This is a genomic window from Streptomyces sp. JJ38 (assembly GCF_019303475.1).
Taxonomy (GTDB): domain Bacteria; phylum Actinomycetota; class Actinomycetes; order Streptomycetales; family Streptomycetaceae; genus Streptomyces.
Genome location: NZ_JABLSI010000006.1, coordinates 146,552 through 170,026 on the forward strand (window position 1 = coordinate 146,552; position 23,475 = coordinate 170,026).

Annotated in this window: 22 protein-coding genes and 1 pseudogene; 10 read left to right on the plus strand and 13 right to left on the minus strand. The window is 74.1% G+C overall.

Annotated elements, in window-relative coordinates; all coding sequences use genetic code 11:
• Nucleotide 1 precedes the first annotated feature (1 nt).
• Both HPT28_RS04970 and HPT28_RS04975 read right to left on the minus strand, forming a co-directional pair.
• Nucleotides 2-1,354 carry an HTTM domain-containing protein gene (locus HPT28_RS04970; RefSeq protein ID WP_257578038.1) on the minus strand — a complete coding sequence of 451 codons (1,353 nt, stop codon included), beginning with the start codon at nucleotides 1,352-1,354 and terminating at the stop codon, nucleotides 2-4.
• A complete protein-coding gene (locus HPT28_RS04975; protein WP_219089620.1) occupies nucleotides 1,351-2,337 on the minus strand; it encodes a DUF5819 family protein in 987 nt (328 codons plus the stop codon). The genes HPT28_RS04970 and HPT28_RS04975 overlap by 4 nt, the downstream gene beginning before the upstream one ends.
• Nucleotides 2,338-2,460: 123 nt before the next feature.
• Here HPT28_RS04975 and paaA point away from each other — a divergent pair, with 123 nt between their 5' ends.
• Genes paaA through HPT28_RS05000 form a run of 5 tightly spaced genes read left to right on the plus strand, consistent with a single transcriptional unit; the run spans nucleotide 2,461 to nucleotide 6,065 of the window.
• Nucleotides 2,461-3,456, plus strand: coding sequence for a 1,2-phenylacetyl-CoA epoxidase subunit PaaA (gene paaA / locus HPT28_RS04980; protein ID WP_219089622.1), 996 nt, complete (start codon nucleotides 2,461-2,463; stop codon nucleotides 3,454-3,456).
• Nucleotides 3,453-3,746: a 1,2-phenylacetyl-CoA epoxidase subunit PaaB gene (gene paaB / locus HPT28_RS04985; protein ID WP_219089624.1), complete on the plus strand. Its 294-nt coding sequence runs from the start codon at nucleotides 3,453-3,455 to the stop codon at nucleotides 3,744-3,746. Before paaA ends, paaB begins: the two co-directional genes overlap by 4 nt.
• Nucleotides 3,747-3,781: 35 nt before the next feature.
• Nucleotides 3,782-4,480 (plus strand): 1,2-phenylacetyl-CoA epoxidase subunit PaaC, encoded by a 699-nt coding sequence (gene paaC, locus HPT28_RS04990; protein ID WP_219089705.1) that lies wholly within the window; start codon nucleotides 3,782-3,784, stop codon nucleotides 4,478-4,480.
• Nucleotides 4,477-4,998 (plus strand): 1,2-phenylacetyl-CoA epoxidase subunit PaaD, encoded by a 522-nt coding sequence (gene paaD, locus HPT28_RS04995; RefSeq protein WP_219089626.1) that lies wholly within the window; start codon nucleotides 4,477-4,479, stop codon nucleotides 4,996-4,998. Before paaC ends, paaD begins: the two co-directional genes overlap by 4 nt.
• Nucleotides 4,999-5,000: 2 nt before the next feature.
• Nucleotides 5,001-6,065 carry a 2Fe-2S iron-sulfur cluster-binding protein gene (locus tag HPT28_RS05000; protein WP_219089707.1) on the plus strand — a complete coding sequence of 355 codons (1,065 nt, stop codon included), beginning with the start codon at nucleotides 5,001-5,003 and terminating at the stop codon, nucleotides 6,063-6,065.
• A 63-nt stretch (nucleotides 6,066-6,128) separates the two neighbouring features.
• Here HPT28_RS05000 and HPT28_RS05005 read toward each other — a convergent pair whose 3' ends face one another.
• The 3 genes from HPT28_RS05005 to HPT28_RS05015 all read right to left on the minus strand — a co-directional run bounded on the left by HPT28_RS05005 (nucleotide 6,129) and on the right by HPT28_RS05015 (nucleotide 7,825).
• Nucleotides 6,129-6,467 (minus strand): rhodanese-like domain-containing protein, encoded by a 339-nt coding sequence (locus HPT28_RS05005; RefSeq protein WP_219089628.1) that lies wholly within the window; start codon nucleotides 6,465-6,467, stop codon nucleotides 6,129-6,131.
• An 82-nt stretch (nucleotides 6,468-6,549) separates the two neighbouring features.
• Entirely contained in the window at nucleotides 6,550-7,392 is an 843-nt protein-coding gene (locus HPT28_RS05010) for a hypothetical protein (protein WP_219089630.1), read from the minus strand.
• Nucleotides 7,393-7,417: 25 nt separating this feature from the next.
• Complete coding sequence (locus tag HPT28_RS05015; protein ID WP_219089632.1) at nucleotides 7,418-7,825, minus strand: helix-turn-helix domain-containing protein; 408 nt, start codon at nucleotides 7,823-7,825, stop codon at nucleotides 7,418-7,420.
• A 106-nt stretch (nucleotides 7,826-7,931) separates the two neighbouring features.
• On the opposite strand from HPT28_RS05015, the gene HPT28_RS05020 reads away from it, so the two are divergent.
• The gene (locus HPT28_RS05020; RefSeq protein ID WP_219089709.1) at nucleotides 7,932-8,531 is read left to right on the plus strand and encodes an FMN-dependent NADH-azoreductase; all 600 of its coding nucleotides are present in this window, start codon (nucleotides 7,932-7,934) and stop codon (nucleotides 8,529-8,531) included.
• A gap of 196 nt (nucleotides 8,532-8,727) precedes the next feature.
• Here the strand turns inward: HPT28_RS05020 and meaB are convergent, their stop codons facing one another.
• From meaB to HPT28_RS05050, 6 genes and pseudogenes are all read right to left on the minus strand, one after another.
• Nucleotides 8,728-9,732 carry a methylmalonyl Co-A mutase-associated GTPase MeaB gene (meaB, locus tag HPT28_RS05025; RefSeq protein ID WP_219089634.1) on the minus strand — a complete coding sequence of 335 codons (1,005 nt, stop codon included), beginning with the start codon at nucleotides 9,730-9,732 and terminating at the stop codon, nucleotides 8,728-8,730.
• A gap of 48 nt (nucleotides 9,733-9,780) precedes the next feature.
• Nucleotides 9,781-11,991, minus strand: a complete 2,211-nt coding sequence (scpA, locus tag HPT28_RS05030) for a methylmalonyl-CoA mutase (protein ID WP_219089636.1) — start codon at nucleotides 11,989-11,991, stop codon at nucleotides 9,781-9,783.
• On the minus strand, nucleotides 11,991-13,874 hold the full coding sequence (locus HPT28_RS05035) for a methylmalonyl-CoA mutase subunit beta (RefSeq protein WP_219089638.1): 1,884 nt from the start codon (nucleotides 13,872-13,874) through the stop codon (nucleotides 11,991-11,993). Before HPT28_RS05035 ends, scpA begins: the two co-directional genes overlap by 1 nt.
• A 203-nt stretch (nucleotides 13,875-14,077) precedes the next feature.
• A pseudogene (locus HPT28_RS05040) lies at nucleotides 14,078-14,269 on the minus strand (DUF1918 domain-containing protein); the annotation flags it as partial.
• Between the two features lie 174 nt (nucleotides 14,270-14,443).
• Nucleotides 14,444-16,864 (minus strand): glycoside hydrolase family 65 protein, encoded by a 2,421-nt coding sequence (locus HPT28_RS05045; protein ID WP_219089641.1) that lies wholly within the window; start codon nucleotides 16,862-16,864, stop codon nucleotides 14,444-14,446.
• On the minus strand, nucleotides 16,861-17,640 hold the full coding sequence (locus HPT28_RS05050) for an HAD family phosphatase (RefSeq protein WP_219089711.1): 780 nt from the start codon (nucleotides 17,638-17,640) through the stop codon (nucleotides 16,861-16,863). The genes HPT28_RS05045 and HPT28_RS05050 overlap by 4 nt, the downstream gene beginning before the upstream one ends.
• A gap of 241 nt (nucleotides 17,641-17,881) precedes the next feature.
• Here HPT28_RS05050 and HPT28_RS05055 point away from each other — a divergent pair, with 241 nt between their 5' ends.
• Together HPT28_RS05055 and HPT28_RS05060 are read left to right on the plus strand one after the other, a co-directional pair.
• On the plus strand, nucleotides 17,882-18,571 hold the full coding sequence (locus HPT28_RS05055) for a CBS domain-containing protein (protein ID WP_219089643.1): 690 nt from the start codon (nucleotides 17,882-17,884) through the stop codon (nucleotides 18,569-18,571).
• A 132-nt stretch (nucleotides 18,572-18,703) separates the two neighbouring features.
• Nucleotides 18,704-19,399 (plus strand): response regulator transcription factor, encoded by a 696-nt coding sequence (locus tag HPT28_RS05060; protein WP_219089645.1) that lies wholly within the window; start codon nucleotides 18,704-18,706, stop codon nucleotides 19,397-19,399.
• 12 nt (nucleotides 19,400-19,411) lie between these two features.
• Here the strand turns inward: HPT28_RS05060 and HPT28_RS05065 are convergent, their stop codons facing one another.
• Nucleotides 19,412-21,145 (minus strand): GAF domain-containing protein, encoded by a 1,734-nt coding sequence (locus HPT28_RS05065; protein WP_374226917.1) that lies wholly within the window; start codon nucleotides 21,143-21,145, stop codon nucleotides 19,412-19,414.
• 231 nt (nucleotides 21,146-21,376) lie between these two features.
• Nucleotides 21,377-21,853, minus strand: coding sequence for a cyclic nucleotide-binding domain-containing protein (locus tag HPT28_RS05070; RefSeq protein ID WP_219089647.1), 477 nt, complete (start codon nucleotides 21,851-21,853; stop codon nucleotides 21,377-21,379).
• 185 nt (nucleotides 21,854-22,038) lie between these two features.
• Here HPT28_RS05070 and HPT28_RS05075 point away from each other — a divergent pair, with 185 nt between their 5' ends.
• Nucleotides 22,039-22,722, plus strand: a complete 684-nt coding sequence (locus tag HPT28_RS05075) for a CBS domain-containing protein (RefSeq protein WP_219089648.1) — start codon at nucleotides 22,039-22,041, stop codon at nucleotides 22,720-22,722.
• 323 nt (nucleotides 22,723-23,045) lie between these two features.
• On the plus strand, nucleotides 23,046-23,468 hold the full coding sequence (locus HPT28_RS05080) for an Hsp20/alpha crystallin family protein (protein ID WP_219089650.1): 423 nt from the start codon (nucleotides 23,046-23,048) through the stop codon (nucleotides 23,466-23,468).
• Nucleotides 23,469-23,475: the final 7 nt, after the last annotated feature.

Genomic DNA, 23,475 nt, shown 5'->3' on the forward strand with positions numbered 1-23,475 from the left:
GTCACTCCTGTTGGTCCCCGCGGCCGTGCCGGTCGGAACCGGTGCGGTGCGGGGCGACGGAGGCGGGCTCGGGGGCGGGGCGCGTCGGGTCCGGCTCGGAGGCGGCGAGCTCGGGGGACGTGCGGGGGCCGGGTACGGGGGCCGGAGCGGCGGGTGGGCGGCGGCGGAGGCGGGACGTCAGGCCGGAGGCGCGGGCGCCGAGCCAGAGCAGGAAGACGGTGGGCAGGAAGACGGCGTCGGCCGCGATCATCGCCATGGAGAAGAAGGGCAGGCCCAGGATCACGGCGATCGAGAGGTGCTCGGCGATCATGACGGCCAGCAGGACGTTCTTGACCCGCCGGTTGAACAGCGTGAACGGGAAGGCGACCTGGACGATCACCGTGCCGTAGCTGATCAGCATCACCATGACCCCGTTGCTGCCCAGCAGCTCGGAGAGGGCGGGCCAGGGCGAGAAGTAGTCGAGGTGCATCGGGTAGTAGACGGCGGTGCCGTCCTGCCAGCGCGAGCCCTGCACCTTGTACCAGCCGGCGGTCGCGTAGATGAGGCAGACCTCGGCCATGATCACGAGCAGGGCGCTGTTGTGCAGCAGGTTGGTCAGGCCGTCGAACGTCGTACGGGTCGACGTGTTGCCGAAGCGGCGGACGGCCCACCAGGCGGCCTGGGCGAGCCAGAGGGCGCAGAAGACGAGAATCCAGCCGATGGACAGCAGCCCGAGGGCGATGCTCGTGACCAGGGCCAGCCCGGTGACGGCGGCGAGCACGATCCCGGTCACGTCCGGGCCGTCGTCGGCCCCCCGGCGGCGGGCGCGGCGGGCGTCGAGGGACCACACCCGGCCACAGCGGGTCAGGACGAGGTAGATCGCCATCAGGTGGATGACGTTGTCGCCGCCGTCGCCCATGAAGACGCTGCGGTTCTGGAGGGACAGCACGCCGATCATGAAGAAGACGGACGCCGTGCGGGTGCGCCAGCCGACGAGGAGGGCCGCGCTGGCGGCGATCGCGAGGAGGTAGACCGCCTCGAACCAGAGCGTGCTGTCCGACCACAGCAGGACGGTGAAGGCGTCGTTGCGGTCGATCAGCCGCTCGGCGAGCGTGAAGCTCCACGGGGAGTCGGGGCCGTACAGCTCGTGGCGGTGCGGGATCTCGCGCAGGAGGAAGAACAGCCAGGTCGCGGCGAAGCCGATACGCACGATCGCCGTCTGGTACGGGCCCAGCGCGGAGCCGGTGACGCGCAGGAAACCGGTCAGCAGGGCACGGTCGAAGCGGACGGCGAGGGGCTGCTTGCGGTCGGCCGCCTTCCCCTCGGACGCGGGCGGGACCGGGGGCGGGGAGGCAGAGGCCGGGTGGTGCGTCATCGGGCGGCCTCCGGGATGTCGGCGCTGGCGACGGGCCACCACGGCAGGACGCGGTAGCGGGTGCTGGTGTCCACGGACTCGTTGCTCCACTCCGGGCGCTCGACGGTCGTGCGGGCCGAGCGCAGCTGGAGCTTGGTGACGCGGTCGACGTCGAGGCGGTCCCCGAGGCGCAGCATCGCGATGCGCTTCAGGTACGTCTCGGACATCTCGCCGCGCGGGCCGGTGGGCTGGTTGTCGTCGTCGTGGGAGCCCTTGAAGAAGTCCCAGGCGCGGCGGAGTTCGTTCTGGTCGGTGTGGCTGGGGAACGGGTTGCCGCGGATGTTCTCGGCGTCGATCGCGGTGAGGTCGACCCAGCCGGTACGCCGCAGGGTGCCGTCCTCGTCGCGGATCTCGGCGCGGGCGTGCACGGCGATGTTCTGTTGCAGCGGGTTGGGGGCGAAGAGCCGCCAGTTCTGCTCGAACTCCGGGTAGATGTACTCGTCCAGCGTCTCGTCGTGCTGTCGGCTGACGGTGTTGGACGGCGCGACGTGGAGGAAGACGGCGGCGAGGTGCGCGGCGACGACGACGGCGAGCACGGCCGCGGCGGCGATGAGGACCAGCTTCGAGGCGAGCGGCAGGGATATGACGCCGCCGGCCGCGTCCCCGGGAGGCGGCCCGGCGAGCCCCGAGAGCGCGGGGACGGCGGGGGCCTGGTCAGAGCCCCGCGCCGCACCGCGGTCGGAGCCGGGTCCGGAACCGGGGTCATGCGCCGCCGCCGCGTCGGAACCGGGTGTCGCGGCCGGGTCGGGGTCATGCGCCGCGGCCGGGCCGGGACCGTCGTCGGTGTCGGAGACCTCGCGGGGGCCAGGGGCCTCGGCGGTCCCGGGGGCGGCGTCCGCCGGGCCCGTCGGCCCGTCCGCGCCGGTGGCCTGCGGCGACGCGGCGTCCCGCGCCCAGGAGGGCGCGGTGGGCCGCCGCGTGGGCGGCTGCTCGTTCGACTCCATGCGTTCCCCGTCTTCCTTGGTGCGTCCCCCCAGAGGTTAGCCACTCCTTGACAGCCGGGACGGGTCGCGCCAATCATTGAACCGAACGATCGGTCGGTCGGTTCGACTACGGAGGGGCTCAGCATGACGACAGTGCTGCCGGAGCAGGACCCGGGCGCGTCCGGACGGGGGTCCGAGGAGGCGTTCCAGGCGGCCTTCGACGCCGCCGTCGCGGCGGACGAGCGCATCGAGCCGCGGGACTGGATGCCGGACGCCTACCGGGCCACCCTGGTGCGCCAGATCGCCCAGCACGCGCACTCCGAGATCATCGGCATGCAGCCCGAGGCGAACTGGATCAGCCGCGCCCCCTCGCTGCGCCGCAAGGCCATCCTGCTCGCGAAGGTGCAGGACGAGGCCGGGCACGGCCTCTACCTCTACAGCGCCGCCGAGACCCTCGGCGCCAGCCGGGACGAGCTGCTGGACAAGCTGCACACGGGCCGCCAGAAGTACTCGTCGATCTTCAACTACCCCACCCTCACCTGGGCCGACGTCGGCGCGATCGGCTGGCTGGTGGACGGCGCGGCGATCACCAACCAGGTGCCGCTGTGCCGCTGCTCGTACGGGCCCTACGCACGGGCGATGATCCGCGTCTGCAAGGAGGAGTCCTTCCACCAGCGGCAGGGCTACGAGCTGCTGCTCGCCCTCAGCCGGGGCACCGAGGCGCAGAAGGCCATGGCGCAGGACGCGGTGGACCGCTGGTGGTGGCCGTCCCTCATGATGTTCGGCCCGCCGGACGACGAGTCCGCGCACTCCGCGCAGTCGATGGCCTGGAAGATCAAGCGCCACTCGAACGACGAGCTCCGCCAGCGTTTCGTGGACATCTGCGTGCCGCAGGCCGAGTCGCTGGGCCTGACCCTGCCCGACCCGGAGCTGCGGTGGAACGAGGAGCGGGGCCACCACGACTTCGGCCCGATCGACTGGTCGGAGTTCAAGCAGGTGCTCAAGGGCAACGGCCCGTGCAACGAACAGCGGATCAGCCAGCGCCGCAGGGCGCACGAGAACGGGGCATGGGTACGCGAGGCCGCCGCGGCCTACGCGGCCAAGCACAGCGGCCCCCAGGGGAAGGGAGAGGCAGCGTGAACGCAGCACGGACGGACTGGCCACTGTGGGAGGTCTTCGTGCGCGGCCGGCGCGGCCTGTCCCACACCCACGCCGGGAGCCTGCACGCGCCGGACGCCGAGATGGCCCTGCGCAACGCTCGGGACCTGTACACCCGGCGCAACGAGGGCGTCTCCATCTGGGTCGTGCCCTCGGCGCGGATCACCGCCTCCTCGCCGGACGAGAAGGACCCGTTCTTCGAGCCCTCGGCGGACAAGCCGTACCGGCATCCCACCTTCTACGAGGTCCCGGAAGGGGTGCAGAACCTGTGAGCGGCACCGCGGCCCGTCCGGGCAGCCCCGGGAACATGGCGGCCCTCGCCCTGGGGGACGACGCGCTGATCCTCGCCCAGCGGCTCGGCGAGTGGGCCGGGCACGCGCCGGAGCTGGAGGAGGAGGTCGCGCTCGCCAACATCGCGCTGGACCTCCTCGGCCAGGCCCGCACCCTGCTCTCCCTCTCCGGGGACGAGGACGAGCTGGCGTTCCGCCGCGAGGAGCGCGACTTCCGCAACGTCCAGCTCGTCGAGCAGCCGGGCGGGGACTTCGCGCACACCATCGCGCGTCAGCTCTACTTCTCCACCTACCAGGAGCTGCTGTACGGGCAGCTGGCGGGCGGCACCGAGCCCCTGTCCGCGCTGGCCGCCAAGGCCGTCAAGGAGTGCGCCTACCACCGGGACCACGCCGAGCAGTGGACGCTGCGCCTCGGCGACGGCACCGAGGAGAGCCACGCCCGCATGCAGCAGGCGGTGGATGCGCTGTGGCGGTACACCGGCGAGCTGTTCCAGCCGGTCGAGGGCCTCGACGTCGAGTGGGACGCCCTGGAGGCCACCTGGCGTTCCAGCGTCACCGGCATCCTCACCCAGGCCACGCTGACGGTGCCGGAGGGCCCGCAGACGTCGCCGTGGGCGGCCGGGGCCGGGCGGCAGGGCGTCCACACCGAGCCGTTCGGGCGGCTGCTCGCCGAGATGCAGCACCTGCACCGCAGCCACCCGGGGGCGTCGTGGTGAGCGCCCCCGCGCCCGAGGCCGGGTGCGAGACGCCGGTGGAGGCCGAGCTGCGCGCCCTGGCCGGTGCCGTGCCGGACCCGGAGCTGCCGCAGGTCAGCCTGGCCGAGCTGGGCGTCCTGCGCGGGCTGCACCTGACCGGCCCCGGCCGGGTCGAGGTCGAGCTGACGCCGACGTACACGGGCTGCCCCGCCATCGAGACGATGGCCGCCGACGTCGAGCGGGTCCTGCACGAGCGCGGGATACCGCATGTGGCGGTGCGCACGGTGCTCGCCCCGGCCTGGTCCACGGACGACATCACGGCCGAGGGGCGCCGCAAGCTCGCCGAGGCCGGGATCGCCCCGCCCCGCCCCGGCCGGGCGGCCGACGGCGGCCCCGTCCCGCTCACCCTGGGCATCCGCTGCCCCAACTGCGGCTCCACCGACACCGAGCTCCTGAGCCGGTTCTCGTCCACCGCCTGCAAGGCGCTGCGCCGCTGCACCGCCTGCCAGGAGCCGTTCGACCACTTCAAGGAGCTGTGATGATCTTCCATGCGCTCCGCGTCGCCGCCGTGGACCGGCTCACGGACGACGCCGTGGCCGTCACCCTCGCGGTGCCGCCCGAGCTGCGGGAGACCTACCGGCACGTCCCCGGCCAGCACATCACCCTGCGCCGCGTCATCGACGGCATCGAGGTCCGGCGCACCTACTCGATCTGCGCCCCCGCCACCGCCGAGCCCGTGCTGCGGGTCGGCATCCGGCACGTGGAGGCGGGCGCGTTCTCGTCCTTCGCGCTCAAGGAGCTGGCCGTCGGGGACGAGGTGGACGTCATGCCGCCCACCGGCCGCTTCGTGCTGGAGCCCCGCCCCGGCCACTTCGCGGCCGTCGTCGGCGGCAGCGGCATCACCCCGGTGCTGTCCATCGCCGCGACACTGCTGGAGCGGGAGCCGTCCGCGCGGTTCTGCCTGATCCGCACCGACCGCACCGCCGCCTCCGCGATGTTCCTGGAGGAGACGGCCGAGCTCAAGGACCGCTTCCCCGAACGCTTCCACCTCGTCCACACCCTCTCCCGCGAGGAGCGGCAGACGGGCCTGCCCAGCGGGCGGCTGGACGCCGAACGGCTCACGGAGCTGCTGCCCGCCCTGCTGCCCGTCGCGGACGTCGACGGCTGGTTCCTGTGCGGCCCGCACGGCCTCGTCGACGGCGCCGAGCAGGCCCTGCTCGGCCTCGGCGTCCCCCGGAGCCGGGTGCACCAGGAGATCTTCCACGTCGAGGGGAGCGTCGGGGAGAGCCCGGCGCGCCCGGCCGCTCCCGCCGCGGGCGGCTCCGGGCCGGAGGCCACCGTCACGGCCACGCTGGACGGACGGCAGGGCAGCTGGCCCGCCCAGCCGGGCGAAACGGTGCTGGAGACGGTGCTGCGCCACCGCGCCGACGCGCCCTACGCCTGCAAGGGCGGCGTGTGCGGCACCTGCCGCGTGCGGCTGCTGGACGGCGAGGTGCGCATGGACGTCAACTACGCCTTGGAGGACGACGAGGTGGACTCGGGCTACGTCCTGGCCTGCCAGTCCCACCCGGCGACCCCCACGGTCACGGTGGACTTCGACGCCTGAGCCCGAGGCGCCGGGGCCGTCTGCTTCCAGCGGGCCCGGCGCCACCCGCTACAGCGCCACCGGCTACAGGACGAAGGCGTCCCCGCCGTCTGCGGTGAGCGGGCGGCCGGCGGCGGCCCAGCTCTGCATGCCGCCGTCCACGTTGACGGCGTCCACGCCCTGGGCGACGAGGAACTGGGTGACCTGCGCGGACCGGCCGCCCACCCGGCACACCACGTGCACCCGGGCGTCCCCGGCCCGCTCGGTGACCTCGCCCACCCGGGCGACGATCTCCCCGATCGGGATGTGCAGGGCGCCCTCGGCCCGCCCGGCGGCCCACTCGTCCGGCTCGCGCACGTCGAGCAGGAAGGCGTCGGCGGGCACGTCCTTGACGTCCACGGACGGGATCTGGCCGTAGTGCATGGTGTTCTGCGTCCTCTCAGTGCTCCGGCTCGGGGGGGGCCGGACCGGCGTCCGGCTCGGGAACTCGGCTCGGGGCCGCGCTTCAGGGCTGTGCCTGGAGCTCGGCGAGCCGCTGCTCGCGCTCGGCCACCTGGGCCGCGAGCTGCTCGGCGATCTCCTCCAGCAGCCCGTCCGGATCGTTCTGCGCCAGCTTCAGCATGCTGCCGACGGCGCTGTCCTCCAACTCCGCCACGACCTGACTGAGCCAGTCCTTGCGGGCGGCCAGCCACTCCAGCCGGGCGTACAGCTCCTCGCCCCGGCTCAGCGGCTCGGGCTCCGGGCGCGGGCCGGCGGCCCACTCCTCGGCGAGCGCGGCGAGCGCGGCCTCGTCACCCTCGGCGTAGGCCCGGTTGACCCGGACGACGAACTCCTCGCGGCGGCGCCGCTCGTCCTCGTCCGTGACGAGGTCGGGGTGCGCCTTGCGCATCAGCTCGCGATAGCGGCGGCGGGCCTCCTCGCCGGGCCGGACCCGCTCCGGCGGGGTCACCGCCCGCTCGGTCAGCATGGCCTGCGCCTCGGGCGACACGCCCTCGGACTGCATCCAGCCGCCCAGGAGGGCGTCGACACCGGGCATCGGCGCGACGGCCGCGCGGGCCTCGCGGGCCCGGGCGATGTCCTCCGGGTCCTGGGTGCGGGCGGCGATCGCCTCGGCGATGGCCGCGTCCAGCTCGTCCAGCCGCAGGTAGACGGGGCCCAGGCGCTGCTGGTGCAGGCGGGAGAAGTTCTCGATCTCGATGCGGAAGCTCTCGACCGCGATCTCGTACTCGATCAGCGCCGACTCCGCCGCGCGGACCGCGCGTTCCAGCCGGTCCGTGGCGGGTTCCGGCTGCTCCGGCTGCTCCGGTTCTTCCGGCTGGGCCTGCGTGGGCTGCTGCGGCGTACTCATCCCCGCCACCCTACGTGCGCGCCGCTCAGGGCTGGAACTGCTGCGGGCAGGAGGCGCCGCCCTCGGGCAGGTGGGCGTCGGCCCAGCGGGTCAGCTCGACCAGCGCGGGGCGCAGCGCCATGCCCGCCTCCGTCAGCCGGTAGGTGACGCGCAGGGGCGGGCCCTCGTCCACGCTGCGCAGGACGAGGTCCAGGTGCGCCAGCTCGCCGAGGCGGTCGGAGAGCATGCGCTCGCTGATGCCGGGCACGGCGCGGCGCAGCTCGGCGAAGTGGCCGGGGCCGCTCATCAGCGCGGCGATGATCAGGCCCGTCCAGCGCTTGCCCAGCAGCTCGAAGACGCGGGTGATGCCGTCCGTGGGCGAGGAGCAGCCGGACGGAGAACCGGCAGACGCCGGGGGCGCCGTCACCTCGGTCTGTGCTCGTTGCTCGGCCATGCCCTCAGCGTACCGCACAGGGCACTAGGAACTTTCGAAAAGTAAGCAGCTGTGTTATCAATAGGTGCAGACGGAAGTGCACCTACTTATCTCCGAGGAGAACCTCATGGCCACTCTGCTGCACGTCGACACCTCCCTGAACGGCGACAACAGCGCGTCCCGCGCCGTCACCGCGGCCTTCCGCGCCGAGTGGGAGAACGCGCACCCGGAGGGCACGGTGGTCTACCGCGACCTCTCCACCGAGCCCGTGCCGCACCTGGACGTCTCCGGCCTCGGCTCCGCACTGCAGGAGACCCTCATCCGCGAGCTGGAGACGGCCGACACCGTGCTCATCGGCGCGCCGATGTACAACTACACGATCCCCTCAACGCTCAAGGCGTGGCTCGACCACGTGCTGGTCATGGGCCGCACGTTCGGTGGCTCCGAGCCGAGCGCCGCCGGCACGCCCACCACGGTCGTCGCCAGCCGCGGCGGCTCCTACGGCCCCGGCACCCCGCAGGAGGGCAACGACTACGTACAGAACTACCTGCAGTACGTCCTCGGCACCCAGATGGGCCTGGACGTCGAGTTCATCGTGCCCGAGCTGACCATGGCGCCGTCCGTGCCCGCCATGAAGGACCTGATCCCGCTGTTCGAGCAGTCCCGGGACGCCGCGGACGCCGCCGCCCGCCAGCGCGCCAAGGTCCTCGCCGCCGCCCACGCCTGAGCCGCTCCACGACGCCGCCCCGCGCGCTGGCGCGGTTCCCCGCACTCCTCCGGGGCACGCCGCCCAGCCGAGCCGGGCACTGCCCCGCGCGCTTGGGAGGTCTGCGCTGAGGCGCAGGGCTGGCAAGCGCAGCCCCCGGCACCGGGCACCCCCGCGCAGGGGTGCCCGGTGCGCAGCCCGCGGCCGCCGCGCGGGGCTAGACGGCTTCGGTACCGGTGAAGGCGGTGAGGATGCGGTCCGCGGCGAGGGAGGCGGTGAGCTTCCCGGCGCGGACGTCGGCCTCCAGCCCGGGAGCGAGGGCCCGGACCTCGGGGTGGTGGGTGAGGCGGTCGAGCAGCTGGTCCCGCACCATCGACCAGACCCACTCCACCTGCTGCTCGCTGCGCTTCGCCGCCAGTGCCCCCGTCCCGGCGAGCAGGGCGCGGTGCTGCTCGACGCGCTCCCACAGCGCTTCGAGCCCGGTGCCCTCGCGGGCGCTGCACGTCAGCACCGGCGGGCTCCACTCGGCGTTCGGCGGCTGCAACAGCCGCAGCGCGCCGGCCAGTTCCCGGGCGGCGGCCTTGGCGTCCCGCTCGTGCGGTCCGTCCGCCTTGTTGATGGCGACGAGGTCGGCCAGCTCCAGCACGCCCTTCTTGATGCCCTGGAGCTGGTCACCGGTGCGGGCGAGGGACAGCAACAGGAAGGTGTCCGTCATCGCCGCGACCGTCGTCTCCGACTGCCCGACGCCGACGGTCTCCACGAGCACGACGTCGTACCCGGCGGCCTCCATGACGACCATCGACTCCCGGGTGGCCCGCGCGACCCCGCCCAGCGTGCCCGCGGAGGGCGAGGGCCGCACGAAGGCGTTCGGGTCCACGGCGAGCCGGGCCATGCGCGTCTTGTCGCCGAGGATCGAGCCCCCGGTGCGGCCCGAGGACGGGTCGACGGCGAGGACGGCGACCCGGTGACCGAGCCCGGTCAACAGGGTGCCGAGCGCGTCGATGAACGTCGACTTGCCCACGCCGGGCACCCCGCTGATGCCCACGCGCCGCGCCTTGCCGGCGTGCGGCAGCAGCTCGGTGAGGAGCTGCTGCGCCAGCCTGCGGTGGTCGGGACGGCTGGACTCGACGAGCGTGATCGCCCGGGCGACCCAGGCCCGTGAGCCCTCCAGGACGCCCTGTACGTACGTGTCGAGATCCGGCTTCCCCATACGGCCAGCCATGCCCACCCGTCTACGGTCCGTGCCTTCAGTGCCAGTGTTGCCGTGGTCCTACAGTTCGTGGCCGAGGTCGGCGGCGAGGGTGCGCACGAGGTCGTGCGCGGCCTCCGGGATGACCGTGCCCGGCAGGAAGACCGCGGCGGCGCCCATCTCCCGCAGCGGCTCCACGTCCGCGGGCGGGATGACCCCGCCCACCACGATCATGATGTCCTCCCGGCCCTGCGCCCTCAGCTCGTCCCGCAGCGCGGGGACGAGCGTAAGGTGCCCGGCGGCCAGCGAGGAGACGCCGATGATGTGGACGTCGGCCTCCACCGCCTGCCGCGCCACCTCGTCCGGCGTCTGGAACAGCGGGCCGACGTCGACGTCGAAACCCAGGTCGGCGAAGGCGGTGGCGATGACCTTCTGGCCGCGGTCGTGCCCGTCCTGGCCCATCTTGGCGACCAGGATGCGCGGACGGCGGCCCTCGGCCCGCTCGAAGTCGCCCACCAGCTCGCGGGTGCCCGCCAACGCGGAGGACTGCCCTGCCTCTTCTCGGTACACACCGGAAATCGTACGGATCTGACCGGCGTGCCGTCCGTACACCTTCTCCAGTGCGTCGGAGATCTCACCGACGGTCGCCTTCGCCCGGGCGGCGCCCACGGCCAGGTGCAGCAGGTTGCCGTCCAGCGAACCGCCGTCCTGGTGGCCCTTCTCGGCCGCGGCGGTCAGCGCCCGCAGCGCGTCCTGCGTGACGGCCTCGTCGCGCTCCTCGCGCAGCCGCCGCAGCTTGTCGATCTGCTGGGCGCGCACGGCCGAGTTGTCGACCTTGAGCACCTCGATCTGCTCGTCGCTGGCGACGCGGTACTTGTTGACGCCGATGACCGGCTGGCGCCCGGAGTCGATCCGCGCCTGGGTGCGGGCCGCGGCCTCCTCCACCCGGAGCTTGGGGATGCCCGCGTCGATGGCCTTCGCCATGCCGCCGGCCTCCTCGACCTCCTGGATGTGGCTCCAGGCCCGGCGCGCCAGGTCGTACGTCAGCCGCTCGACGTAGGCGCTGCCGCCCCACGGGTCGATGGTCCGGCAGGTGCCCGACTCCTGCTGCAGCAGCAGCTGGGTGTTGCGGGCGATGCGCGCGGAGAAGTCGGTGGGCAGCGCCAGCGCCTCGTCCAGCGCGTTGGTGTGCAGCGACTGGGTGTGGCCCTGGGTGGCCGCCATCGCCTCGACACAGGTCCGCGTCACGTTGTTGAACACGTCCTGCGCCGTCAGCGACCAGCCGGAGGTCTGCGAGTGCGTGCGCAGCGACAGCGACTTGGGGTTCTTCGGGTCGAAGCCCTTCACCAGCTTCGCCCACAGCAGCCGCGCCGCGCGCAGCTTGGCGACCTCCATGAAGAAGTTCATGCCGATCGCCCAGAAGAACGACAGCCGCGGCGCGAACGCGTCCACGTCCAGCCCCGCTCCGAGCCCGGCGCGCAGGTACTCGACGCCGTCGGCCAGGGTGTAGGCCAGCTCCAGGTCGGCCGTGGCCCCGGCCTCCTGGATGTGGTAGCCGGAGATGGAGATCGAGTTGTAGCGCGGCATCTTCTGCGAGGTGTACGCGAAGATGTCCGAGATGATCCGCATCGACGGCTGCGGCGGGTAGATGTAGGTGTTGCGGACCATGAACTCCTTCAGAATGTCGTTCTGAATGGTTCCGGCCAGCTTCTCGGGCGGGACGCCCTGCTCCTCGGCGGCGACGATGTACAGCGCCAGGACGGGCAGCACCGCCCCGTTCATCGTCATCGACACGCTCATGCGGTCCAGCGGGATGCCGTCGAACAGCTGCCGCATGTCGTAGATCGAGTCGATCGCGACGCCCGCCATGCCGACGTCACCCGTCACCCGCGGGTGGTCGGAGTCGTAGCCGCGGTGCGTGGGCAGGTCGAACGCGACGGACAGGCCCTTCTGCCCGGCCGCCAGGTTCCGCCGGTAGAAGGCGTTGGACTCCTCGGCCGTGGAGAAGCCCGCGTACTGGCGGATCGTCCACGGCTGGTTGACGTACATCGTCGGGTACGGGCCGCGCAGATAGGGCGCGGCGCCCGGGAAGGTGTCCAGGAAGTCCAGGCCCGCCACGTCGTCGGCGGTGTACAGCGGCTTGACGCCGATGCCCTCGGGCGTCTCCCAGACGCTCTCCTCCGGGCCCCGCCCGTCCGCCGCCGCCGCGAACGCGGCCCGCCACGCCTCGGCGTCACCCTTCGGGGCGGCGCCCCCCAGCTCGACTCCGGTGAAGTCGGGGATGTGGCTCATCACTTCACTCCCAGCTCGTCCAGGACGCCGGCCAGCAGGCCCACCGCGTCCCCGCCGACGGCGACGTACCCGCTCACCCCGGCTGCCTCCAGCGTCTCGCGCAGCTCACCGGGGCGCCCGGCGAGGAACACCGTGCGGGCGCCCGCGCCCCTGACCGCCTCGGCCACCGCGGCGGCCTCCTCGGCGTAGACCTTGTCGCTGGAGCACAGGCACACCACCGTGGCCCCGGCCTCGCGCACCGCGCCGGCCGCGCTCTCCGCGTCCACCGGCACCGTCACGGGCTCGACGCCGCCCGCCTGGAACAGGTTCGCGGCGAAGGTCACCCGCCCGGTGTGGGCGGCGGCCGAGCCCAGCGCGGCCAGCAGCACCTTCGGCCGCGCGCCCGTGGCCTCCCGGTGCGCGTCCGAGCGCGCCCGCAGCACCTCGTACGCGTCGTCCCTGCGCACCCGGGGCAGCCCGCCGGACAGCGGCTCCGGCGCCGGGTCCCGGCGCACCGGCTCCTCGTCCAGCAGCGGGAACTCGCTCACGCCCGTCACCGGCTCGCGGCGGTGCGCCAGCGCCTCGCGGCGCCGCGCCCAGGTGGCCGCGACGCGCTCGCCGACCAGGCCGGAGCCCAGCGCGGCCCGCTGGCCGCCCGCTCCCTCGATCTCCTGGAACCACGCCCAGGCCGCCCGTGCCAGCTCCTCCGTCAGCCGCTCCACGTAGTAGGAGCCGCCGGCCGGGTCGACGACCCGCGCGCAGTGCGACTCCTCGATCAGGATCGTCGAGGTGTTGCGGGCGATGCGGCGCGCGAACGCGTCGGGCAGCCCCGCCGCGTCGTCGAAGGGCAGCACCGTCACGGCATCCGCCCCGCCCACCCCGGCCGCGAGCGTCGCGACCGTCGTGCGCAGCATGTTCACCCACGGGTCGCGGCGGGTCATCATCACCGACGACGTCACGGCGTGCTGGCGCTGCGCCGCCGCGTCCGAGGTGACGCCGCACGCCTCGGCGACCCGCGCCCACAGCCGCCTGGCCGCGCGCAGTTTGGCGATCGTCGTGAACTGGTCGGCCGTCGCCGCGTACCGGAACTCCAGCTGGCGGCAGGCCGCTTCGGCGCTCAGCCCGGCCTCCGTCAGACTCCGCAGGTACGCCACCGCCGTCGCCAGGGAGCAGCCCAGCTCCTCGGCGGGCGAGGCCCCGGCCTCGTGGTACGGCAGCGCGTCGACCGTCATGGCCCGCAGCCCCGGGTGGGTGCCGCCGACGCGGCCCGCCCACCGGACGGCGTCCGCGAGCAGCTCGTCCACCGGCGCGTCGTCCCCGGTGCGGGCCAGCAGCCCGAGCGAGTCACCGCCCAGGTTGCCGCGCACCTCCGACGGCGCGACGCCACGCTGCTCGTGGACGTCGAGGAGCGCCCGGGCCGCGGCGTCGAACTCCTCGCCCGGCTCCAGCACGACGGGGGCGAGATCCAGGTAGACGCCCTCCAGCGCGGCCGGGAGCGCGCTCACCGGCAGCCCGGCCCGGCCGAGCACCAGCCACAGCGAGCTGACGCCGTTCTCCAGGTCGCCCAGGACCTCCTCGTGGGTGCGGGCGGCGTCCGCGCACCGGAACCGCTGACGCACGTCCCAGCCCGCCGGCGAGGCGCCCTTGGGGGTGCCACCCCGTACGTAGGGGGCGAAGCCCGGGTACCCGGCGCCACCCTCGGGGGCGTCGTCGGAGGTGTACAGCGGGCGGGTGCTGAGCCCGTCCTCTAGCGCGGTGGAGAGCGCCTCTTCGGCTCCTGCCCCGGTGGCGTCACTCGCGCCGGACTTCCGCAGCACACCCTCGACGAGGTGCTGCCACTGCGCGCGCGTGACTTCCGGGAACTCGGCGGCCAGAGAGAGCCCGTCATCAGGCAGGACCGTCATAGCGGCAGGCTAGGCCGTCCGCACCCGGGAGCGCAGCGCCGCACCGCTGTGACCTTGGACTCTCGGAGGAGAATAAGGGGCCCGTACAGACGGTTTCAGGGGCCACGAACCGGTGGAGGGGCCATCCATTCCCCGGCTCCGCCAGGCTGAATCCATGACTCCGGTCACGGAACACGCTCCCTGGGGTCCTCCTCCGGGCCCCGGGCCGGGCGCAGGGAGTGCACGTGGGCGTCCGGGCCGGGGAAGACGAGCGAGACCCGCCCGGTGTCGGACCAGCGCACGTCGTAGGGGGGTGTGCCGTCCGCGTGGTGCAACCCGACGATCTCACCGTCGCGCCGGGCGACGCCGTCGCTCGGGGTCCGCACGATGAGCTGGTCTCCGACCCGCGCCCGCATCGCCATCACCGTCCCGCTCGCGCCCGAACCGCTCGTCCGTTCCTGACCACCGTGGCACCGCGGGCGCCCGGAGACAGGGGTCGAGCGGCCCTCGCCCCGGGCCGTTCGACCCTTTGCCGGGGCGCACGGGGCGCACGGGGCGCACGGGGCCAGGGGGCCAGGGGGGTCAGGGGGTCAGGCGACCGGGAGGTCGACGACGAGGGAGGAGCCGGGGGCGACGGCGTAGGCGCGACCCGCGACGGTCAGCGGCAGGGGTGCCTCGGCGGAGGCGGGGACGGTGACCTCCAGCCGTCGGCCCTGGAGCCGAAGCCGCACACCCCAGTGCCCCCGGTAACGCACCGAGACGCAGAAGGGGGAGAGCTGCGGCAGCGGAGCCGGGTCGAGCCGCAGGCCGTCGCCGTCTCCGTCGGCCTCCAGGCCCGTGAGGCCCCGCTGCACGAGGTCGAGCGTGCCGGCCATCGCGCCCAGGTGGACGCCCTCGGGCGTGGTGCCGCCCTGGAGGTCGGCGGCGTCGCCGAGGAGCGCCTCCCGGCAGAACGCCCAACTGTCCGGCCTGCGGGCCCGGGCCAGCACCCAGGCGTGGACGACGCTGGAGAGGGTGGAGCCGTGGCTCGTGCGGCGCAGGTAGTAGTCCACGGTCGCGCGCCACAGCTCGTCGTCCATCCGGTAGCCCAGTTGCCGGAAGAGGTCCGCGAGCCGGTCCGGCGGGAAGAGGTAGCCGAGCATGAGCACGTCCGCCTGCTTCGACGCCTGGTAGCGGTTGACGCTGTCCCCCTCCGCCTCCAGGACCCGGTCCAGCCGCCGGAACTCGCCGTAGCGCTCGCGGTAGGCCGCCCAGTCGAGCTCGGCCAGGTCGCCGTACCCCTCGAACTGGCTGATCACGCCGCGGTGCCAGGGCACGTACAGCTTCCGGGACACCTCCTCCCACCGGCGGGTCTCCTCCTGGTACAGGGCGAGGTGCTCGGCCAGCTCGCCCCGCCGCGGCTCGGGCAGTTCGCGCAGCAGGTCCAGGGCGCGGGCCAGCACCCAGGCGGCGGTGACGTTGGTGTAGGCGTTGTCGTCGATCCCCGGCCGGACGGCGCCGGGATAGGCGTCGTGGTACTCGTCGGGCCCCAGCACCCCGCGGATGCGGTAGCGGCCCCGCGCCCCGTCCCACACGGCCGCGTCGCCCCACAGGCGGGCGATCTGCAGCAGCATCTCGGCGCCGGGACCGTGCAGGAAGCCGAGGTCGCCCGTCGTCCGGCCGTAGTGCCACACGTTGTAGGCCACCGCCGAGCCGACGTGGTGCTGGAGGTGGGAGTGGTCCGGCAGCCAGCGTCCGGAGCGCGGGTTGAGGTGCAGCCGCTGGGTCTCCTCGCGGCCGTCGCTGCCGCTCTGCCACGGGTACAGCGCCCCGCGCCGACCGGCCGCCACGGCCGACTGCACCGCCCTCGGAAGCCGCCGGTACCGGTAGAGCAGCAGCGCGCGTGAGACCTCGGGGAGGTGCAGGTTCAGGTACGGGAGCACGAACAGCTCGTCCCAGAAGACGTGCCCGCGGTACGCCTCGCCGTGCAGCCCCCGCGCCGGCACGCCGACGTCGAGCCCCGCGGTGTGCGGGGAGAGCGTCTGCAGCACGTGGAACAGGTGCAGCCGCAGCAGGCGGCCCGGCTCGCCGGGCGCCGTCAGCTCCGCCCGCCGCCACAGCCGCGCCCACGCGGCCCGGTGCGTGGCGCGCAGTCGCTCGAACTGCGGCGCGTCACACACCCGGCACTCGCACGCGTAGACCAGGTCGCTGACGGCCGCGTCCAGCGAGGTGTGCAGCGCGACGACCTTGTCCACCGCGACCGTGCGCCCCTCAGCCAGCGGGACGTTCAGGGTCTGTGTGACGGCGCGCTCCGCCGCCCGCGCCCGCACCGGCTCCGGGTCGGGCGCGGCCGACCGGGTCCGCGCCGCCAGCGCCAGCCGGACGCCGGAGGAGCTGGTGCGGCACTCCAGCCACAGCACGCCCTGCGGGGTCTCCCCGGTGCGCCAGCCCGTCAGGTGCCGCCCGCGCAGGGCCCGGTACCGCTCAACGCCCTCGTTGCGGACGTCGCCGTCGAGCGCCGACTCGACCTCCAGCACGCCCGTCCAGCCCTCCGCCGTGAACTCGGTGCGCAGCGCGGCCAGGTGCGGGTCGACCAGGTGCACGAGCCGTTGCTGCCGCACCCCGAGCACCCGGCCCGCCCCGTCACGCAGCCGCATCCGGCGGGTGAGGGTGCCCCCGGCCAGGTCGAGGCTCTGCCGGTACGCCAGCACCTCGGCGTCGTCCGGTGACAGCCACGGGCCGGCGGCGCCGTCCCCCGTCTCCCGGACGCGGAAGCGCAACGGCAGCCAGTTCGGCAGGTTGACCATGTCCTCGTTCTCGACCGTGTGCCCGGCGACCCGCGAGGTCAGACGGTTGTAGCAGCCGGCGCGGTAGGTGCCCGGGTAGTGGGCGGGGCCCGCCACGGCCTCGGGCGCGGCGCCCCGGGTGGCGAAGTAGCCGTTGCCGAGCGTGCACAGCGCCTCGCGCAGCCGCTCCTGGTCGGGGTCGTACCCCTCGTACTCCCACCGGCGGCCATCCCCGTGCTCGCTCATGTCGGGGTCCTCACGGCCGCGTCCAGCAGTTCGGCCAGGTGGGAGACGACGACGTCGGCGCCGTGGGCCCGCAGTGCGTCTTCCTGAGCTCCGGCACCGTTCCCGCCCGACGTCCGGTCCACGCCGACGACGGTCCGGAAGCCGCCGCGCCGGGCGGCCTCGACACCCGCCACCGCGTCCTCCACGGCCACGCACTCCGCCGGGGGCACGCCCAGCCGGGCGGCCGCCTCCAGGAACAGCGCCGGGTCCGGCTTGCCGGGCAGGCCCAGCCGTGCCGCCTCGGCGCCGTCCACGACGACGGCGAACCACTCCAGCAGGTCCGCGCGGCGCAGCAGTTGACGAGCGTGCCGGGAGGCGGAGACGGCCGCGCACGCCACTCCCGCGTCCCCCAGCGCCCGCAGCAGCGGCGGGGCGCCGGGCAGCGCGGGCACATCCCGCTCGGCCAGGCCCCGGGCGAACGCGGCCTCCTTGGCCGCGGCGAGCGCGTGGACGCTGCCGGTGCCCGGACCGTCCGCGGGATCGCCCGGCGGCAGCCGGAGCCCGCGGGCGGCCAGCAGGGCGGCGGCACCGTCCAGCCGGGACCGGCCGTCCACCCAGCGCCGGTACTCCGCGTCCGGGTCGAAGGGCGGCTGCCCGGCGGCCGCGAAGCAGGGGTCGAAGGCGGCCTTCCAGGCCGCGGCGTGCAGCCCCGCCGAGTCGAGCAGGACGCCGTCGGTGTCGAACACGACGGCGCGGGCCCCGCGCGGCGGCGGAGCGAGCGGGGGCGGTGACGTCATCATCCGCGCCTCTTCCGGGCCCGGGGAACGGGTCGGCCGGGTCGATCGGGTCGATGGGCGGCCGGCGGCGGGGGCCGACGTCCCCATCGTGGGCCATGACGACGGCCGCCGCGACTCCCGCGGGGCGCGGCGGGCTGAGGCCGGTCGGCGTCGGGGCGGGGCCGGGTGGCCCCTGCCCGGGGGAGCCGGGCTCCCGCAGGCTGACGGTGGAAGGTGCCGGCACCGGCCGCGGGAGGACGCGATGGACACCTCGCCCCACACCGTCAGCGACGTGATGACCCAGACCGTCGTCGCCGTCAGCCCGGACGCGCCGTTCAAGGAGGTCGCCCGGACCCTGCGGCAGTGGGGGATCAGCGCGATGCCGGTGCTGGCCGGCGACGGCCGGGTCGTCGGCGTGATCTCCGAGGCGGACCTGCTGTTCAAGGAGGAGTTCCGCGACAGCGACACCTCCGCCTTCGAGCGCTACCGGCGGTTGGAGGAGCTGGCCAAGGCCGGGGGCCTGGTGGCCCGGGACCTGATGTCCAGCCCGGCGGTCTCCGTGTTCGCCAGCGCCACCCTCGCCCAGGCGGCCCGCACGATGGCCGTACGGCACGTGAAGCGGCTGCCCGTGGTGGACGGCGAGGGCCGGCTCGCGGGCATCGTCAGCCGGGCGGACCTGCTGAAGGTGTTCCTCCGTGCGGACGAGGAGCTCGCCGAGGAGGTGCGTCGGCAGGTCGTCGAACCGCTGTTCCCGCACCGCAGGCCGGCGATCGGCGTCCGCGTGGAGGAGGGCGTGGTGACCTTCACCGGAGCCTTCGGCGACCCCGCGCTCGTCCCCCTGGCCACCCGGATGGCCCGCGCCGTCGAGGGCGTCGTGGACGTGTGCTTCGACCGCGGCGACATCGCGACGGCGCGGCGGACCGGGCAGGAGACCGTCGGTTCGGCGCCCTGACGACGGCCCGCGTCGGCAGCACGACGGCCCGCACGGCCGCCTCGCGGGGCCGGTCGGCCCATGGCGGCGCCCGCCCGCGCCCCGCACGATGGAATCCGCGGGACGCTCCCACGAGCAGCCGAGGACGGAACGATGAACCGGACACCAGAGGCCGCGGCAGAGCAGCAGATCGAGGTCTTCCTCCTGGACGACCACGAGGTGGTCCGCCGTGGCCTGCACGACCTGCTGGACGCCGAGGGCGACATCGCCATCGTGGGCGAGGCCGCCACCGCAGACCAAGCCCTGGCCCGCATCCCCGCGCTGCGCCCCGACGTGGCGGTCCTGGACGTGCGGCTGCCGGACGGCGACGGGGTGGCCGTCTGCCGCGAACTGCGCTCGCGCCTGCCGGACCTCGCCTGCCTGATGCTGACCTCCTTCGACGACGACGACGCGCTGCTCGACGCGATCCTCGCGGGCGCGGCCGGGTACGTGCTCAAGCAGATCAAGGGCTCCGACCTGGTCGCCGCCGTACGGACGGTGGCCTCGGGCCGGTCGATGCTGGACCCGGCGACCACCGCACGGCTGCTGGACAACCTGCGCCAGGAGCAGAACGCCCCCGCGGAGGACTCCGCGCTGGCCGCCCTGTCCCCCCGGGAGCGGGAGATCCTGGACCTGATCGGGGAGGGCCTGACGAACCGGCAGATCGGCCGACGGCTCTACCTGTCCGAGAAGACGGTCAAGAACAACATCTCGCGGCTGCTGGCCAAGCTGGGCGTCGAGCGCCGCGTCCAGGCGGCCGTCCTGGCCACCCACGCGCCGCCCACGACCGCGCCACACCGCCCCCACTGACCGACCGTTCGCCTACCCGTCCCGCGGCGGCCCGGCACCGCCCAGGGGAACCGACCAGACGAGCCGGGTACCGCCGGCCTCCGCTGTCTCGACGGTCAGCCCGCCGCCGAGCCGCTCGGCGCGCTCCGCCAGGTTGAGCAGCCCGCTGCGGCGTCCGCCCACGGGGATGCCGACACCGTCGTCCCGCACGGTCAGGCTCACCCGGCCGCCGCCGACGACCAGGGCCACGTCGGCGGCGGTCGCGTGGGCGTGCCGGGCCACGTTCGTCAGCGCCTCCGCCAGCACGGTGACCACCTCGTCCCCCACCTCGGCGGGAACGTCCGTGTCCACCAGGCCCTCGGTGTGCAGCGACGGAGTGAAGCCCAGCGCCCGCGCCGCCTCCTCGGCCGCCTCCGCCACCCGCACCCGCAGCCCGTGCCGACGGACTCCCGGCTCCCGGCGGCGCAGACCGAAGATGGTGGAGCGGATGATGCGAACCGTCTCGTCCAGGTCGTCCACGGCGTGCAGGAGCCGATGCTCGGCCTCGGGGTGATCGACGAAGCGCAAGGCCGACTGGAGTGAGATCCCGGTGGCGAACAGCCGCTGGATGGCCAGGTCGTGGAGGTCGCGGGCGATGCGGTCGCGGTCCTCCAGCAGCGCGACCTGCTCCGCGTCCCGGCGCCGGTCGGCCAGCTCCATGGCGAGCGCGGCCTGACCGGCGTAGGTCAGCAGCGGCGCGGCCTCGTACTCCCCGAACGCCGGGGGCTCCTCGCGGGCCAGCAGCAGCACCCCGCGCACGTCCTCCCGGGACTCCATGGGCACCGCGACCGCGGGCCCCAGCCCCTGCCAACGCCGCGGCCCCCCGGTGACGCGGGGATCGTGGGCGATGTCGGGGCTGGTGATGGGCTTCCCCGCACGCACCGCCGCGCCCACGAACGAGCCCTCGGCCGGGACCACCAGCCCCTGGTGCCCCTCCCACCGCTCACCGGAGACACGCACGAAGCGCAGCTCGGCGCCGTCGTGCACGGGAACGGCCAGGGCGCCCAGCTCCGCGTGGAGGATGTGCCGGGCCTGCCGGACGATCAGCTCGACGACGGCGGACTCATCGGCGCCCGAGAGCAGGCTGGCGGTGACCTCGGCATTGGCCTCCAGCCACCGCTGACGGTTGCGGGCCTGCTCGTACAGCCGGGCGTTCTCGATGGCGACCCCCGCCGCCACGGCCAGCGTCGAGAGCACGGACTCGTCCTCGGCGTCGAACGCCCGGCCGCCGCGCTTCTCGGTGAGGTAGAGGTTGCCGAACACCTCGTCGCGCACCCGGACGGGTACGCCGAGGAACGTGTGCATCGGCGGGTGGCCTGCGGGGAAGCCCCGCGAGGCGGGGTGCGCGGAGAGGTCGGCCAGCCGCAGCGGCCTCGGGTGCCGGATCAGCTCGCCGAGCAGGCCGTGCCCGGTGGGCAGGTGGCCGATCTCCGCGTACTGCTCCTCGCTGATGCCCACGGGCACGAACCGCGCAAGCATGCCGTCGTCGCCGATCACGCCCAGCGCCCCGTACTCGGCATCGACCAGCACCGTCGCGGCCTCCACGATGCGGCGCAGCACCTGCGGCAGATCCAGCTCGCTGCCCACCGTCAGCACGGCTTCGAGCAGGCTGTGCACCCGGTCCCGGGTCCGGCGCATCTCGTCGACGCGGGCCTGCAGCTCGTCCACGAGCTCGTCCAGGGGCAGCCGCGGCAGGCCCTCGGACGATCCGCCCCACTCCGTGGTCACGGGGGCCTCCTGCGGGTGTCCGAAGGTGCGGCGGTCCCCCCGCCTCACGGTACCGGCAGGCCCGTGCCCGCCGCACGGCGCGACGGGCACGCGTAGGCCGGACGGCGGGCACGCGATCGCGGCCGGGGGCCGCCTCGTGGTGGACCTCGGCGGCCGGAATCGGACCGGTGTGGCTCCACGACCAGCCGGAGTGCGGCGGGCACGGATGAGCCGGGCGGTGGGCTCACCGGTTCAGCGGAGGCTCCCCTCCGGCCACTGGCCGCTGCCGTACGGCCCGTACAGGTCGAGCAGCCGGGTGCGGGCGTGCTGTAGCCGGTGCCCGACGATCTCCGCCACCCGCACGGCCAGCGTGTAGCCCAGACCCGGGTCCTCCTCCGCCAGCTCGCGCACGTGGACGGCGTCGAACTCCCACGCCCGGACGTGGCTGCGGGCCTCGGCCCCCAGGTGCCAGGCGTGCGGCGGCACCAGCCACGACCACCCGATCAGGTCGCCCGAGCGGAGCGTCTCGACGACGGCGGGGCGGCGGCCGGGCACCTGCAGATCGATCGCCACGGTCCCGCTGCGGATGATCCAGAACCGGTCGGCCCGCTGCCCCTCGCGGAAGATCCGCGTTCCGGCGGGATACTCCACCGGACGCGACAGGGCGAGCAGCCGTGCCCGGCCCTCCTCCGGCAGCGAGCTCAGCAGGCTGTTCGAAGTGGTGATCATGGTGCTGCCTCCCGGGTCGCCGCCGAGCCTGAACCGTTCCCGCTCCATCCTGACGCCGGACAGCCCGGCCGGGGCAGGACCGAAGGGCCCCGTGGGGCGGACCCGCACGGCCCTCCCCGAGGTGCCGGGCGGGGCGGAGGCTGAAGGGGTCGCCGACGACGAGCGGGACGAACGGAGAGTGGATCATGCGCCATCGCACCGTGCGGGACCTCATGACGCGGAACGTCGTCAAGGCCCCGCGGGACCTGCCGTTCAAGGAGATCGTGGAGCTGCTCGCCGACAACGGGGTCACGGCCGTGCCCGTCGTGGACGCGGCCGGGCGCCCGATGGGCGTCGTCTCCGAGGCGGACCTCCTGCGCAAGGCGAGCGACCAGCCCGACGCCTCAGGGCTGACGGTCGTGCCGCACCTGGAGGCCTGGCAGCACGCCAAGGCCGAGGGGGCGCGGGCCGAGGAGCTGATGTCGGCACCGGCGATCTGCGCCCGCCCGGAGTGGACGGTGGTCGAGGCGGCCCAGCTCATGGAGGTCCAGGGCGTCAAGCGGCTGCCCGTGGTGGACGCGGCGGACCGGCTCGTCGGCATCGTCAGCCGCTCCGACCTGCTGCGGGTCTTCCTCCGCCACGACCAGGCCATCCACGACGAGATCGAGCTCGACGTCCTGCAGCACACCCTCGGGCTGGCCCCCCACCAGCTCGCCGTCGACGTGCGGGCGGGGCGGGTCACCCTGCGGGGCACGGTGGAGTCGAGGAGCACGGTGCCGCTCGTCGTCCGGCTGTGCCGCGCCGTGGACGGCGTGGTGGCCGTGGACGAGCACCTGTCGTTCCACACGGACGACACCACCGGCGACACCGCGAACGCGCCCACCGGCTGAACGCCCGCGACCGGCCGCCGCGACGTGCGGGGCACGGGCGGCACGCGACGGCGGAAAGGGCCCATCCGCTTCTCGCGGACCCTGATTACGCGGTGCGCGGGCCTCTAACCGCTTCCCCGCGTCTCTCGTATCGGACCCTTTCCGTCACTTCCAGGAAAACACCTCGCGCGGGCCCACGCGAGGGCCGACCGGCCCCCGTGCCGACCCGGGACCCGCGCGGGACGTTCGGCCCTGCCGACGGCCGGTGCCCGCGCGGTTCACTGAAGGCGAAGGGCGTCACCACGTCGCCACACGAGAGTCGAGAGTGAGGAGGAGACCTGGTCATGGCCACGCTCGCACGCAGGCAGCGGTTCCCCTTCGCGGAGCTGCCCGACTGGTTCGAGGACTTCCCGACCCGCTTCACGATGCCGGGCATGGCGGACCTCTACACCATGCGCGTCGAGGAGTACACGGAGGAAGGCCGGTACGTGATCCGTGCGGAGCTGCCCGGTATCGACGTCGAGGACCTGGACGTCACCGTCGAGGACGGCGTTCTCACCGTCAAGGCCGAGCGCACCGAGCGCGAGGTCGACAAGCACCGCAGCGAGATCCGCTACGGGTCGCTGACCCGCAGCCTCACCCTGCCCAAGGGCGCCAACGACGACGACGTCCGCGCCGACTACACGGACGGCATGCTCACCGTGACCGTGGGCCTCGGCGAGGAGAAGGCGAGTCCGAAGCACATCGAGATCAAGCACACCATCTGAGACCTGG

What these genes read in the sequence shown, in the direction of transcription:
- HPT28_RS04970 (WP_257578038.1), bottom strand. Translation starts at nt 1,354, where the DNA reads ATGACGCACCACCCGGCCTCTGCCTCCCCGCCCCCGGTCCCGCCCGCG.
- HPT28_RS04975 (WP_219089620.1), bottom strand. Translation starts at nt 2,337, where the DNA reads ATGGAGTCGAACGAGCAGCCGCCCACGCGGCGGCCCACCGCGCCCTCC.
- paaA (WP_219089622.1), top strand. Translation starts at nt 2,461, where the DNA reads ATGACGACAGTGCTGCCGGAGCAGGACCCGGGCGCGTCCGGACGGGGG.
- paaC (WP_219089705.1), top strand. Translation starts at nt 3,782, where the DNA reads ATGGCGGCCCTCGCCCTGGGGGACGACGCGCTGATCCTCGCCCAGCGG.
- HPT28_RS05005 (WP_219089628.1), bottom strand. Translation starts at nt 6,467, where the DNA reads ATGCACTACGGCCAGATCCCGTCCGTGGACGTCAAGGACGTGCCCGCC.
- HPT28_RS05010 (WP_219089630.1), bottom strand. Translation starts at nt 7,392, where the DNA reads ATGAGTACGCCGCAGCAGCCCACGCAGGCCCAGCCGGAAGAACCGGAG.
- HPT28_RS05015 (WP_219089632.1), bottom strand. Translation starts at nt 7,825, where the DNA reads ATGGCCGAGCAACGAGCACAGACCGAGGTGACGGCGCCCCCGGCGTCT.
- HPT28_RS05020 (WP_219089709.1), top strand. Translation starts at nt 7,932, where the DNA reads ATGGCCACTCTGCTGCACGTCGACACCTCCCTGAACGGCGACAACAGC.
- meaB (WP_219089634.1), bottom strand. Translation starts at nt 9,732, where the DNA reads ATGGCTGGCCGTATGGGGAAGCCGGATCTCGACACGTACGTACAGGGC.
- scpA (WP_219089636.1), bottom strand. Translation starts at nt 11,991, where the DNA reads ATGAGCCACATCCCCGACTTCACCGGAGTCGAGCTGGGGGGCGCCGCC.
- HPT28_RS05035 (WP_219089638.1), bottom strand. Translation starts at nt 13,874, where the DNA reads ATGACGGTCCTGCCTGATGACGGGCTCTCTCTGGCCGCCGAGTTCCCG.
- HPT28_RS05045 (WP_219089641.1), bottom strand. Translation starts at nt 16,864, where the DNA reads ATGAGCGAGCACGGGGATGGCCGCCGGTGGGAGTACGAGGGGTACGAC.
- HPT28_RS05050 (WP_219089711.1), bottom strand. Translation starts at nt 17,640, where the DNA reads ATGACGTCACCGCCCCCGCTCGCTCCGCCGCCGCGCGGGGCCCGCGCC.
- HPT28_RS05055 (WP_219089643.1), top strand. Translation starts at nt 17,882, where the DNA reads ATGGACACCTCGCCCCACACCGTCAGCGACGTGATGACCCAGACCGTC.
- HPT28_RS05060 (WP_219089645.1), top strand. Translation starts at nt 18,704, where the DNA reads ATGAACCGGACACCAGAGGCCGCGGCAGAGCAGCAGATCGAGGTCTTC.
- HPT28_RS05070 (WP_219089647.1), bottom strand. Translation starts at nt 21,853, where the DNA reads ATGATCACCACTTCGAACAGCCTGCTGAGCTCGCTGCCGGAGGAGGGC.
- HPT28_RS05075 (WP_219089648.1), top strand. Translation starts at nt 22,039, where the DNA reads ATGCGCCATCGCACCGTGCGGGACCTCATGACGCGGAACGTCGTCAAG.
- HPT28_RS05080 (WP_219089650.1), top strand. Translation starts at nt 23,046, where the DNA reads ATGGCCACGCTCGCACGCAGGCAGCGGTTCCCCTTCGCGGAGCTGCCC.